The 14381-nt window shown below is 35.4% G+C and carries 11 protein-coding genes; 7 read left to right on the forward strand and 4 right to left on the reverse strand.

Translation table 11 applies throughout. The annotated features are described in order from the left end of the window. The 4 genes from PGC35_RS05865 to rlmN all read left to right on the forward strand — a co-directional run. Window positions 1-206: hypothetical protein (locus PGC35_RS05865; RefSeq protein ID WP_375218496.1), on the forward strand; the 206-nt coding region annotated here is incomplete at its 5' end. An 18-nt stretch (window positions 207-224) separates the two neighbouring features. Beyond that, complete coding sequence (locus PGC35_RS05870; protein ID WP_375218497.1) at window positions 225-3812, forward strand: dynamin family protein; 3588 nt, start codon at window positions 225-227, stop codon at window positions 3810-3812. Window positions 3813-3830: 18 nt separating this feature from the next. After that, window positions 3831-4649 carry a sulfurtransferase gene (locus PGC35_RS05875; RefSeq protein ID WP_375218498.1) on the forward strand — a complete coding sequence of 273 codons (819 nt, stop codon included), beginning with the start codon at window positions 3831-3833 and terminating at the stop codon, window positions 4647-4649. Window positions 4650-5179: 530 nt separating this feature from the next. Then, window positions 5180-6247, forward strand: a complete 1068-nt coding sequence (gene rlmN / locus PGC35_RS05880) for a dual-specificity RNA methyltransferase RlmN (protein WP_056829566.1) — start codon at window positions 5180-5182, stop codon at window positions 6245-6247. 16 nt (window positions 6248-6263) lie between these two features. Here rlmN and ytzI read toward each other — a convergent pair whose 3' ends face one another. Further along, window positions 6264-6407 (reverse strand): YtzI protein, encoded by a 144-nt coding sequence (gene ytzI, locus PGC35_RS05885; RefSeq protein ID WP_156316774.1) that lies wholly within the window; start codon window positions 6405-6407, stop codon window positions 6264-6266. A gap of 72 nt (window positions 6408-6479) precedes the next feature. After that, complete coding sequence (locus PGC35_RS05890; protein WP_375218499.1) at window positions 6480-8228, reverse strand: GGDEF domain-containing protein; 1749 nt, start codon at window positions 8226-8228, stop codon at window positions 6480-6482. A gap of 239 nt (window positions 8229-8467) precedes the next feature. On the opposite strand from PGC35_RS05890, the gene PGC35_RS05895 reads away from it, so the two are divergent. The 3 genes from PGC35_RS05895 to PGC35_RS05905 are packed head-to-tail and all read left to right on the forward strand — an operon-like array spanning window position 8468 to window position 11327. Then, window positions 8468-9484, forward strand: a complete 1017-nt coding sequence (locus PGC35_RS05895; protein WP_375218500.1) for an ABC transporter substrate binding protein — start codon at window positions 8468-8470, stop codon at window positions 9482-9484. 18 nt (window positions 9485-9502) lie between these two features. Beyond that, the gene (locus PGC35_RS05900; RefSeq protein WP_375218501.1) at window positions 9503-10537 is read left to right on the forward strand and encodes an ABC transporter permease; all 1035 of its coding nucleotides are present in this window, start codon (window positions 9503-9505) and stop codon (window positions 10535-10537) included. After that, entirely contained in the window at window positions 10530-11327 is a 798-nt protein-coding gene (locus tag PGC35_RS05905; RefSeq protein WP_375218502.1) for an ABC transporter ATP-binding protein, read from the forward strand. Before PGC35_RS05900 ends, PGC35_RS05905 begins: the two co-directional genes overlap by 8 nt. Before the next feature lie 100 nt (window positions 11328-11427). Here PGC35_RS05905 and PGC35_RS05910 read toward each other — a convergent pair whose 3' ends face one another. Both PGC35_RS05910 and ilvA read right to left on the reverse strand, forming a co-directional pair. Continuing rightward, window positions 11428-12906 (reverse strand): catalase, encoded by a 1479-nt coding sequence (locus tag PGC35_RS05910; protein WP_375218503.1) that lies wholly within the window; start codon window positions 12904-12906, stop codon window positions 11428-11430. 171 nt (window positions 12907-13077) lie between these two features. After that, on the reverse strand, window positions 13078-14340 hold the full coding sequence (gene ilvA / locus PGC35_RS05915) for a threonine ammonia-lyase IlvA (RefSeq protein WP_375218504.1): 1263 nt from the start codon (window positions 14338-14340) through the stop codon (window positions 13078-13080). Between the last annotated feature and the right edge of the window lie 41 nt (window positions 14341-14381).

Genomic DNA, 14381 nt, shown 5'->3' on the forward strand with positions numbered 1-14381 from the left:
TCCTGCGCAAGCTCGTCGCAGAAAATCAAGATCTTTTGCTCCTGCGCAAGCTCGTCGCAGAAAATCAAGATCTTTTGCTCCTGCGCAAGCTCGTCGCAGAAAATCAAGATCTTTTGCTCCTGCGCAAAGCTCGTCGCAGAAAAACAAAGGAACGCTTTTGCGTTCCTTTGTTTTTTGCTATGATATACATAATTGTCGAATTATAAAGGAGATTTTTTTTTCAAATGGAGAATTTAGAAAATATACAACTATTAAAAGAGAAAAATGCTTTGCTTGCTACTCTTTTTCAACGAAATTTAGATGAGGAACGTTTTGCAAAGGCTAAATTGTTTGCAGATAAACTGGAAAATGGCACATTCACTATTGCGTTTGCAGGACATTTTTCTGCTGGAAAATCTAGCATGATTAATGCTCTAGTAGATGAGCAGTTACTTCCAACAAGTCCAATACCTACTTCGGCAAATATTGTTACTGTAAAAAAGACAAATAATAATTATGCCCTCGTTCATTTTGTTGATAGAGCACCTGTAAGATTCTCAGGTGAATATGATATTCAACTTGTAAAAAAATACTCAAAAGACGGAAGTAAAGTATCTCAAATTGAAATTGGTCATTCAACCTCCAGTTTACCAGAAGGTATTACTGTTATGGATACTCCAGGAGTGGATTCAACGGATGATGCACATAGGATATCAACTGAGTCAGCTCTTCATCTGGCAGATATCGTTTTTTATGTAATGGACTATAACCATGTCCAATCTGAGCTAAATTTTCAATTTACAAAGCAATTGCTTCACTATAACGAAAATGTTTATTTAATTGTTAACCAAGTGGATAAGCATCGAGAAGAAGAGCTTTCCTTTGACGCTTTTAAGCAATCCGTTGCAAATGCTTTCAAAGCATGGTCCGTTGAACCGAAGGATATATTTTTTACCTCTTTAAAAGATAAACAGTTTATACATAATGATTTTAAGAAGGTACAAGAAATTGTTCTAAATTCTATTAATAACAAAGAACAATATTTTATTACATCTGCACATGCGACATTAGAGAAACTAGCGGATGAGCATAAACAGTATTTAGAAAATGAAAAAGCTGCATGTCTAGAAACTTTTGATGGACAACTAACAGAAGAGGAATGGAATAATAAAGAAGATATTAAAGAGCAACTTGAAATAGCTCAAAAGCAATCTGCATTACAAGATATAAGTCTATGGAAAAAGACGTTTGAAGAACAACGAAAAGAAATCTTAGAAAACGCTGTAATTATGCCATATGAGGTGAGAGACTCACTCAAGACTTATGCTGAGAGCATGCAAGGTTCATTTAAAGTAGGTTTTATAGGAAGCAAAAAGAAAACAGAAGAAGAGCGATCTAAACGCCTTGAGGATGCAAGAATTCTACTTGAGAAGGTTGTACTAACGAATATTACCGTACATCTGAAACAGCTTATGAAAAGTATGCTAAAGGATGTTTCTTTGTTAAGCAATGAAAGAGCCAATGAAATTGATGGGTTGGATTTCGAAATATCCTCATTGTTTATTGCAGATTCCTTACATGAAGGTGCTGGTATAACCGGAGATTCTATTCTTCATTATGCAAACAGGGTTCAAGAAACAGTCAACCGATTTTTTGTACGTGAGACAGATATTTGGAAAGAAAAAATGATCATCGCAATGAATGAAAATCCGGTGGAAGACACAGAAAAAGCAGATCAAAAAACTGAAGTTCTCAATGAAAAAATACTAGCTATCCAATCATTGGAAGAAATTGACGAAAGAATACATGGTTTTGAACAGGAAACAAAGACTCCGGCTTTAGCTATAAGGAAAGAACGGGATCAATTATTAATAGCATGGGATGAGGAACGAAATAGTTTTCAAAAATCTATTGCCGAATATGATCCAAGCTTGGAAGAACAGGTACAAGAATTAGAAACAATAGCTCCCATAGAACAAGAAGAAGAAAATAGTATACTATCTCCCGAGCAAGTCTTAAAGCGAGCAAACAGAATTGGTGAGGTATTAAAAGAGTTACCAGCTTTTAAAGAGGAAGCTGAGATTATTAAACGAAAAGCTAAAAGAGTTGAAAATCAACAATTTACAATTGCATTATTTGGTGCTTTTAGTGCAGGGAAATCTAGTTTTTCTAATGCGTTAATGGGTGCTAATGTATTGCCAGTTTCACCAAACCCAACAACTGCTGCAATAAATAAAATACGCCCAATATCAGAAAAACATCCACATAATACTGCTGATGTTACATTTAAAACAAAAGAGCAATTATTAGAAGATGTATCGTTTGCTTATAAACAATTAGGAATAACTATTATGTCTTTAGATGAAGCATTCGATCAAGCAAGTGGGGCAATAAATCAAACAGTCTCAGAAGAGGTTCATAAATCTTTTATTTCCGCTTTTCATAAAGGGTATCCAACATTTCAAAGTCAACTTGGAAATGTGTTACGGGTGAATGGCGAAGAATTTGAAAGTTATGTGGCGGAAGAAGCTAAAAGCTGTTTTGTAGATTTCATTGATTTTTATTACGATTGTGAATTGACTAGACTTGGAGTTACATTAGTTGATACTCCGGGAGCAGATTCTATCAATGCAAGACATACAGGGGTTGCATTTGACTATATACGGAATGCGGATGCAGTATTGTTTGTGACTTATTTTAACCATGCATTTGCTAAGGCTGATAGAGAGTTTTTAATACAACTAGGTCGAGTAAAAGATGCCTTTGAATTGGATAAAATGTTCTTTATCGTTAATGCCATTGACCTTGCAGAAACAGAGGAAGAAGCAAACCTTGTGAAACAATATGTGCAAAATGAGCTTCAACGATTTGGCATTCGTTTCCCAAGAGTATATGGTATTTCAAGCTTACAAGCACTTAAAGAAAAAGTAGGACATTTACCTGTACACGAAGGAATGGTGCAATTTGAAGAAGCCTTCCATCGTTTCTTGGAAAAAGATTTAAAGCAAATTGCGGTTTCATCACTAGATGAAGAGGCGTCTCGCCAACAAAATAAATTATTAACATTAATAGAGCAAACAGAAAAGAACTTAGCTAGAAAAGATGAAAGGTTAAAAGAATTACGTGAGCAAGAACAAAAAATTCGCAAACGTTACTCAAATTCCATGTCTTCTGTAATAGCGAAGGAAGCTAAGCAAGAACTAGAAACTTTGTTGTACTATGTATTACAACGAGTATATTATCGTTTCAATGAATTCTTTAAAGAGGCATATAATCCTTCTTTGTTTAGTAATCAATCAGCAAATACAGCACTTGGAATTGCATTGAAAGAACTGTTAAGTATGCTTCGTTTTGACTTGGAGCAGGAAATGCGTGTAACAAACTTTCGAGTACTGCAGTTTATACAAAAACAAATTAAACAGTTAGAAAAAGAAGAAATACGTGTGCTAAAAGAATGGAATGAAAGTTTTACTTTTACACCTCATGAGAGTGAAGACCGTGATTTATTAGAATTTGTTGGTCCTTTTGAGGAAATTCAAAAATATGAAAACGTAAAATCTTATTTTAAAAACAATAAGTCTTTTTTCGAGAAAAACGATAAAGAGAAGCTTCGTGATTCCTTATCTGAGCAAACGAAAATCGAAGCGGAAAGCTACTTAAAGCTGGAGCATGATCGACTTACAAAATGGGCAGATCAATATGTAGATATCGAGACAGAGGCAGTTCGATTAAAGTGGTTAAACGAGTCAATTATTCAAATTGATGCCGAACGAAATCTTTTAGAGCAAGAAGAAACCCTTGCCAAATGGAAAGAGATTTATGCCAAAATTTAATTGAAGGGAGAGAATAACATGAGCAATATTTTTATTGATTTGGATAAAATAATTGGAAAAAATGTTCGATTTATTGATACTCGTTTTGATTTAGGAAATGTGAATGCAGGAAAAGAAATGTTTAGGATGGAACATTTAGAAGGAGCAATCTATTGGGACTTGGAAAATGATTTGTCCGAAATGGGAAGTGAAAATGGACGCCATCCAATGATTTCAAAGGATAAGATGACAAATCTAATTCAAAAGGCAGGATTGCTTTTAGATGATCATATCGTCATTTATGATCAAGGAGGTTCACCATTTGCTTTAAGAGCATACTTTTTATTGGAATGGGCAGGCTTTAACCATGTTCATGTACTTCGTGAAGGATATGAAGAGGCGAAGAAGAAATTGCCTGTTTCCAATGAAGAAATTGAAATTAATGCTTCGTCTATTTCCCCAAATTGGAAAGATGAAATTTATGTAGATGTAAACAAGGTGAAAAAAATTGTTAGTGGTGAAATGGATGCACAGTTAATTGATGCACGATCTGCAAATCGATATCGTGGAGAAATGGAACCAATAGATCCTGTTGCTGGTCATATTCCGACTGCTCTAAATTTCGATTGGGAACAACTTAAAAGTGATGGTAAGTTTCTGCAACAAGAGGATTTACATGAAAAACTAACAGGATTAACTGATAAATCAAAGCCTGTCGTTGCTTATTGCGGTAGTGGGGTGACTGCTGCACCACTTTATGCAAGTTTGAAGGAAGCCGGGTATGAAAATGTCCAATTATATGTAGGCAGTTACAGTGATTGGATTCGAGAAAATGAAGTAGAAACAAGTAAAAAGTAGTCTTAAAGGAACTAATTAAAAAGTTGAAAATTGCGCCTGAAACCTCCATTTGAAATGGAGAAATTCAGGCGCTTTATTTTTTTCTAAGACTTGTTAATTGATACTGTTGTTAATTACTAGTTAAAAAGTACAAACTTTCAAAACCGTGGTTTTAAACTCCATGCATTGATGAAATGAATACGAAACTATATCCGCAGGTGTCATCAGGATTTGCGCCTTATACGCCGCATGAGCGTGAAGAATGAGACTCCGCGTAAGGATGTGGGAGTGAGTGAAACGAATGACTCATCATGCGTAGCGTGAGGCAAGCGCACGTCCGAGTGATTGGCAACGCTAGATGAACAGATTTCTTTCTAATACAACAAAGAAGTTTAACAGAGCCATTCCAATAAATACGGACAAGAGTGATTTATTTAGGGAAAAAGCTAAATTTATATCTTTTATTTCTTTTTTTTTGTATAATTAATTGTAGAATGTAAACATTTATAGTATAATGGGCAAATTGTACACGAATGAAATGAGGAATATTAATGCAGAAATCAATTTATGGTCTAACAAAGGATCAGTTAATAGAGTGGTTATTAGAACATGGTCAAAAGAAATTTAGAGCAGAACAGGTTTGGGATTGGTTATACATTAAAAGAGTGCAAAGCTTTGATGAGATGAATAATGTCAACAAGGATTGTCTTCAATTGTTGAAAGACAACTTTGTCATTCAGACGTTGAAAGAATCTGTAAAGCAAGAATCTGCCGATGGAACCATTAAGTTTTTATTTCAAATGCAGGATGGGAATCTTATTGAAACAGTGTTAATGCGTTTTAAATATGGACTGTCTGTTTGTGTAACGACACAGGTAGGGTGTAACATTGGTTGCAGTTTCTGTGCTAGTGGATTGCTTAAGAAAAGTCGTGATTTAGACGCAGGTGAGATTGTAGGGCAAATTATGAAAGTGCAAGAGCATTTGGATAATTTAGGTAAGAGTGAGCGAGTAAGCCATATCGTAGTAATGGGTATCGGAGAACCATTCGATAACTATACAAACTTAATGAGCTTCTTACGCGTCGTGAACGATCAAAAAGGACTTGCGATTGGAGCAAGACATATTACTGTTTCAACAAGTGGACTTGCTAAGAAAATCTATGATTATGCTGATGAAAATCTTCAAGTGAATCTTGCTGTTTCATTGCATGCACCAAATGATGAGCTTCGTTCACGTATTATGGTCATCAATAAAGCATTCCCTATTGAGAAGGTAATGGCTGCAGTTGATTACTATCTAGAAAAAACGAATCGCCGAATTACTTTTGAATATATTCTGCTTAAAGATGTAAATGATCATGTAGAGGAAGCACAACAATTAGCAAAACTGTTGGAAAACAAACGTCACTTATCTTATGTGAATCTAATTCCTTACAACCCAGTAGACGAGCATGGCCAATATCAACGTAGCTCGGAGGAATCCATTAGTGCGTTTTTCCAAACGTTGAAAAACAAAGGAATTAACTGTGGTGTTCGTATGGAGCAAGGAACTGATATTGACGCAGCTTGCGGGCAACTACGAAGCAAACAGATAAAAAAACAAAAAACTACTGTATAACACAAAACGCATCACCTTATGGTTGATGCGTTTTTTCATTTTTTTCTTTTGGTATTTCATCAATTGTATGTTTAAATGCGTAACCTTTATTTATGGTGAAAAAAGAAAGGCACATAACAAGAATAAAAATAAATACTGTCAAAATCAAAACCCAAACCATCTTTTCTCCTCCTAAATCATGTTCAACCATTATCATAGCACATGGGATTAGAGGCTTATACAAATTTCATTTTCATATATCTAGGAGTGAGTTGCTTCCAGCGAGTTGTTTGCATTGTTTTTTTAAATAACTTGCTTTTTCTGAAAGTTCATAAATAGATAAAACAGTTTTGTTTGTAACACCTGCGATGGAAATAGTCAAAAGTGGAAAATGCTCTTCAATTCCATGACGGTTTTTAGAGATTATACTTCCTTTTAGAAGATCATGCGAATGATAGAAGTGTTCAACGGAAGAATTGAATTCCTCTATAACTTTTTCACATAATTCCTTACTTTTATGGGTATGGACAATCATGATGAAATCGTCACCACCTATATGTCCTACAAAGCCATTCTCTGGTGCATTTTTTTCTAATATTTCTGCTAATCTTATAATGACTTTATCGCCCTTTTCAAATCCATATACATCGTTATAGGGCTTAAAATTATCAATATCAAGATAAAGAACTGTTAACTCATCAGCGCTATCGATACAGTTTTGTAATTCTTTTTCAATCATTATATTACCAGGCAACTCAGAAAGTGGATTTAAATGCTTGGCATAGTCAATTTCTAACTGCATACTTTTTTCAAGTAAATCTTTTACCGTTACAACTCCAAAGTATTCGTCTTCTTTTGTAATCGTTATGAAATCGTATAAATGAATCGGATCACGTTTCATGGCAATTTTAGCAACTACATCAATAGGTGTGGATGCATCCACTTTCATATAATTTCTACTCATAATTGCGGTGACTGGCTTAGTATTATAAAGACTGTATCCGTACGGGCCACTAAATTTTAGATGTAACTTGTTTCTTGTAATAACTCCAATTAATTTATTTCCATCTTTTATACAAAAACCTGGTAAGGCATCGTTAGAATCCATCAATTTACTAACTTTAGAAATAGATGTATGACTTGCAATAGTACGTAAGGGAGTAGCGATTTGTTCAATGGATGTGTCCGTTAAACGATTGGAGCTTATTCTATTTTTTCGAACACTTTCTAACTCGATAAGTTTTTTTAATTCTTTTCTAACAGGGAAGAGTTGTTTATTTGGTTTTTGTATGAAGTATCCTTGTCCATAATGAACTCCTATATCAATTAAAGTAAGCAGCTCTTCTTGTGTTTCAATTCCCTCGGCAATAATATGTATTTGTGAATAATTTGCAAATTCACTTAAACTTTTCACGAGAAGTTGTTTAGTACGATCTTTTTCTATATCACGAATGAGCTTCATATCAAGTTTAATAAAGTGTGGACGTACATCTGTTATGACATTTAACCCTGAATATCCAGAGCCGACATCGTCAATTGCAATTTGGTAAAACTGCTTTTTATAATGTTCAACAGTACTAATAAAATCCTTTAAATTATTAATCGCTTCTCTTTCCGTTATTTCAAAAACAATTGAATCCGAATCCATATTAAATCTACTTAGAAATTCTTTCGTAAATCCTTGTTTGAACTTTGGGTCATTCATAATATTAGGATTCACATTAATAAACAATTTTCCTTCTGCCTTTAAGTGATGTGCATATTTTAATGCATTTCCTCGACATAAATTTTCGAGCTCCCATAGTTTTCCACTTTTCATAGCATAATCAAAAAGTACTTCTGGGTTTTGTAAAGGAGTATTTTCGGGACCTCGAGATAATGCTTCATATCCATAAATATGGCCGTTTTGAAGCGAGATAATTGGTTGGAAAACAGTTTGAATTGCTTTTTCTTCAATTATATAAGAAAGTAAATCTCCGTAATCTATTTCCTCAATTGCCATCTAACTTTATCCTCCTACAATGAGCAAATTCTCGTCAATTTATATTATAAAAAAGTAATGTCAAGAACATGTAAAGAAAATGTAAAGATTTCATTTAACGATTAATATCTTCATATATTTATCAAAATATTTTTAATGTTATTGACTATCAGTCAATTGCAGTGTAACATATCTTTAAATTGACACTTTAGCGAGTTGAATCGGTAGTGTGAATGATTTAATTAGGGGGTTTTAGAAAGATGAGAAAAAGTATAAAGAGATTAGCATTTATTCTTATTGGGGTTGTTCTTCTTTTAGCGGCATGCGGAGGAAAAGATAATTCAGGTTCAACCGCTACTTCAAGTGAAGGAGCAAGCTCAAATGGAAATGGGGATGCTAAAAAGGTAAAAATAGGTGTGACTCAAATTGTAGAACATCCATCTCTAAATGCGGCTTTTGAAGGATTTCAAAAAGCATTGGAAGATGCAGGCATAGAAGCAGACTATCAAATTGAAAATGCTCAAAATGACAATAGTGCCAACACTACGATTGCAAATAACTTAGTAAGTTCTGGTGTTGATTTAATATTTGCGAACTCTACGCCAAGTGCTCAAGCAGTAGCAAGTTTAACGAAAGACATTCCTATCGTTTTTACATCTGTGACAGATGCAGTAAGCGCTGAACTTGTTCAATCGATGGAAAAACCAGGAGCAAATGTTACAGGTACTGTAGATACTCAACCAGAAGCGATTCCTAGTACAGTAAAATTTTTAAAAGAAGAACTAGGATCTAAAAATGTAGGAATGGTGTTTAATTCAGGTGAACAAAATTCACGTGCACAAGTAGACGCAGTAAAAGCAGAGATGAACAAGGTAGGATTAAATGTAGTGGAAGCTTCAGTTTCCACATCAGCTGAGGTTAAACAAGCTACGGAATCCTTAATCGGAAAAGTAGATTCACTATATATAATTACGGATAATACGGTAGTATCCGCGCTTGAATCAGTTGTGTCAGTCGCAAATGATAATAAGTTACCTATGATGGTTGGTGAATTCGACTCGGTAAAACGTGGTGGATTAGGTGCTTATGGTTTTGAGTATTTTGATATCGGATATGAAGCAGGTGAAATGGCTGTTAAGATTTTAAATGGAGAAAGCACACCAGCTGATCTACCAGTCCAATATCCTCAAAACTTAAGATTTGTAATGAATAAAGAAACTGCTGATTTGCTTGGCTTAGAGATTAAAGACGAGTGGAAAGCAGAATTTGCAGAATAGATAGGAGATTGATTCTTTATGTTTTCAGCTATTTTTGGATCTGTTGAGCAAGGAATCATCTATGCAATCATGGCACTCGGAGTGTATCTTACATTCCGAGTACTTGATTTTCCGGATTTAACGGTAGATGGAAGTTTCGTTACGGGAGCTGGAACAGCAGCTACGATGATCGTATTAGGATATCATCCGGCACTCGCAACATTAGTAGCAATACTAGCTGGTTTTATAGCTGGCTGTATAACTGGTTTATTACATACGAAAGGCAAGATTAATCCTTTGCTGTCAGGTATTCTAATGATGATTGCTCTTTACTCCATTAATCTAAGGATTATGGGGCTAACAGTTGAGAATTCGATTGGAAGACCGAATATTCCACTTCTAAACTCTGAAACATTGTTTAGTCAGTTTTATAGTTGGTGGGGGAGTTTAGGAATTGATGAAGTCATAAATAATTTTTTGAGAAGTATAGGAATAGAGTTTGTTCCTTCAACTTGGGGAACGATTGTTATCGTTGCAGTTTTAGTTCTTGCTATTAAACTAATAGTAGATTGGTTCTTGAAGACAGAAGTTGGCCTAGCTATCCGTGCAACGGGAGACAATAAAAAAATGATCAGAAGTTTTTCAGCTAATACTGATACTCTCGTTATTATAGGTCTAGGTATTTCAAATGGTCTTGTTGCTCTCTCTGGTGCACTAATAGCACAATATGCAAAATTTGCGGACATTGGAATGGGTATCGGAATGATTGTCATAGGTTTAGCATCCGTTATTATAGGTGAAGCAATTTTTGGTACAAAAACAATTGTACGAACTACTTTAGCGGTAATTGCTGGAGCGATAATCTATCGTATTGTACTTGCACTTGCACTTCGTGTGGAATTATTAGATACCGGTGATATGAAACTAATCACAGCAGTTATCGTTATTTGTGCATTAATTCTACCTCAATATTTTGATAAGCGACGAGAAAAAAGTAGAAAAGCTAAGCGTCATGCTGAGCGTGCCATTTCCAATGTAAATGTGATAAAGCGGGAGGGGAATGACCTTGCTTAAACTACAATTTATTAATAAAATATTTAATGAAGCGACTGCAGATGAAAAAATTGCACTTGATGAAATAAATTTAGAACTAAAAGCAGGGGATTTTGTAACAGTCATCGGAAGTAACGGGGCAGGAAAATCAACGATGATGAATATGATTTCTGGTGCACTAACACCAGATTTTGGGCGTATTTTAATAGATGGAAAAGATGTGTCTAAACTTGCAGAATATAAACGATCTCAGTTTATTGGTCGTGTATTCCAAGATCCAATGGCTGGTACTGCGCCTTCGATGACTATAGAAGAAAATCTTGCTCTTGCATACTCAAGAAATAAAAAGCGCGGGTTAAAAACTGGTGTTGATAAAAAAAGACGAGCGTTTTTTGTACAATCGTTAGAAATGCTCCATTTAAATTTAGAAAATAGATTGAATGCAAAAGTTGGATTACTATCGGGAGGGGAGAGACAGGCGCTCTCTTTATTGATGGCGACATTTACGAATCCTTCCATTTTATTGTTAGATGAGCATACTGCTGCACTTGACCCATCTAGAGCAGAGCTAATTACTAACCTAACAAAGCAACTTGTGGAGAAAGATAAACTGACGACACTAATGGTTACGCACAATATGCAACAAGCTTTGGATTTAGGAAATCGTTTAATTATGATGGATAAAGGCCAAATTATTTTAGAGGTAAATGAAGAAGAGAAAAAGTCACTCACAATTGAAAAGCTTATGGATGAATTCCAAAGGATTCGCGGTGAAAAGTTAACGAGTGATCGAACACTGTTATCAGTATAAAAAAAGAGCTACTACCTAAGTCATTATTGACATAAGGAGTAGCTTTCTCGTATAAAGAGAGCTGTCTTTCTACAAGAAAGACAGCTCTTTCTTGTTACTATTAAGCCATAGCAGCTTCAATATTGCCCCATGGAATATCCATTGCTTCTGCAAGACCTTTACCGTATGCAGGATCTGCTTTGTAGCAATGAATGATGTGGCGAACTTTAATATGTTCTTCTACGCCCGTCATATTACGAGCAGTGTTTTCAAACAATACTTGTTTTTGTTCTGGACTCATAAGATTGAACAATTTACCTGGTTGTTCATAGTAATTGTCATCGTCTTCACGGAAGTCCCAAATTGATGCTTCGCCATTGATAGCTAATGGTGGCTCTTTGAATTCAGGTTGTGCTTTCCATTGACCATAGCTGTTTGGCTCATAGTGAAGTGTTCCGCCTTTGTTGCCATCTACACGCATAGCACCATCTCTATGGAAAGAATGAACAGGACATTTTGGTTGGTTAACCGGAATTTGATGGTGGTTAACTCCTAAACGATAACGTTGAGCATCTCCATATGAGAAAAGTCGACCTTGTAACATTCTATCAGGGGAGAAGCTAATACCAGGTACTACATTCGCTGGTGTGAAAGCAGCTTGTTCCACTTCTGCAAAATAGTTTTCTGGGTTACGATTTAATTCCCATTCACCAACTTCAATTAGTGGGAAATCTTTTTTATACCAAACTTTTGTTAAATCAAAAGGATTATAAGGCATATTATTTGCTTGTTCTTCTGTCATCACTTGGATATACATTTTCCATTTAGGGAAGTTACCTTGCTCAATACTATCGAAAAGATCACGTTGATGACTTTCACGGTCTTTACCAACTAGCAATTCTGCTTCTTGATCTGTTAAGTTTTCGATAGGTTGCTGAGAGCGCATGTGGAATTTAACCCAAACACGTTCGTTGTTTGCGTTGATCATACTGAATGTATGGCTACCAAATCCATGCATATTACGGTATGTTGAAGGAATACCACGGTCACTCATGACAATTGTTACTTGATGAAGCGCTTCCGGCAAAGAAGTCCAGAAGTCCCAGTTGTTATTTGCACTACGCATATTCGTACGTGGGTCACGTTTAACTGCATGGTTTAAATCTGGGAAGTTAAGTGGATCACGGAAGAAGAATACTGGAGTATTATTACCAACTAAATCCCAGTTACCTTGTTCAGTGTAGAATCGCATTGAAAAACCACGGATATCTCGTTCTGCATCAGCAGCCCCACGTTCGCCAGCTACTGTGGAGAAACGAACGAACATTTCTGTTTCTTTTCCGATCTCAGAGAATATACTAGCTTTTGTATATTGAGTGATATCATTAGTTACAGTAAATTTACCGTAAGCAGCAGAACCTTTAGCATGCATGCGGCGCTCAGGAATAACTTCTCTATCGAAGTGAGCTAATTTTTCTAATAACCACACGTCTTGAAGTAATAATGGTCCTCTTGGTCCAGCTGACATGGAGTTTTGATTATCTACTACAGGTGCTCCAGCTGCAGTTGTCAATTTGTTATTATTTTGATTCTCTGTCATTGACTATTTCCCCCTAGATTAGAATATTTATAATACAAGAATGATTATATCAAAGGAATAAATATTTTGCTAGGAATCTACTGAGAGAAATTTATTTTTTTTATTTGTTTCTAATTTGGAGACAAAAACACTCGTGAAACCTAGATTTCACAAGTGTTTAAACAGTGATTATTATATTAAAAGCTCAAAGAGAGTACTGTCTTTATTCACTTCTTTATAAGAGAAGCCATTCTCACTTAGACGGGAAATTAGACCATTATAGTCCGAGCTATTTTTCAATTCAACTCCTACAAGGGCTGGTCCGCTTTCCTTATTGTTCTTCTTAGTATACTCAAATGTCGTAATGTCGTCGTCCGGTCCAAGTACTTTATCTAAAAACTGTCGCAGCGCCCCAGCACGTTGAGGGAAGTTTACAATAAAGTAATAAAGTAGGCCTTCATGCATTAATGACTTTTCTTTAATTTCTTGCATTCTACCAATATCGTTATTCCCACCACTGATAATGCAGACGACAGTTTTTCCTTTTATTTCGTCTTGAAATAAGTCGAGAGCGGTCACAGGAAGTGCTCCTGCGGGTTCTGCAATGATTGCGTGTTTATTATACAAATCTAATATGGTTGTACAAACTTTGCCTTCTGGAACGAGAAGGATATCATCTACATATTTTTGGCAAACATCATAATTGAGATTACCAACACATTTTACTGCAGCACCATCTACAAATTTATCGATAGATTCTAAAGCTACTGGTCCATTGTTTTCTAAAGCAGCTTTCATGCTGCCGGCCCCAGCAGGTTCGACTCCAATAATTTTAGTTTTTGGTGATATGTTCTTTATATAAGTAGAAACTCCAGATATTAATCCTCCACCACCAATACTTCCGAAAACAAAGTCAATGGGTTCTTCCATGTCATTCATTATTTCCACAGCAACAGTACCTTGCCCAGAAATAATTTCTCGGTCATCAAATGGATGGATAAAAATCCGATTCTCAGCTTCAGCATAAGCGATAGCGTTAGTAGCAGAGTCATCAAAAGTATCACCTGCGAGAATTATTTCAACATACTCACGACCAAACATTCTCACTTGGTCGATTTTTTGTTTTGGAGTAGTAAGAGGCATGAAAATCTTTGCGGTAATTTGCAAATGTGCACATGCATAAGCGACTCCTTGAGCATGATTACCCGCGCTAGCACACACGACTCCTTTTTCCCTTGCATCATTCTCAATTGTTTTAATCTTATAGTAAGCTCCACGGAGTTTAAATGAGCGAACATGCTGCAAATCTTCTCTTTTGAAATATACTGTACAATTATATTTTTCTGATAAATACTCATTTTTTTGTAAAGGTGTATGAATAACTACATCTTTCAAAAAATGATGTGCTATTAGCACATTTTCTACTTGAATGGTTTTCGTATCTGTTACTTGCATATAGATAATGACTCCTCCAATTTAAAGATTAATATATTTTA

Source organism: Psychrobacillus sp. PGGUH221 (genome assembly GCF_042055255.1).
Taxonomy (GTDB): Bacteria; Bacillota; Bacilli; order Bacillales_A; family Planococcaceae; genus Psychrobacillus.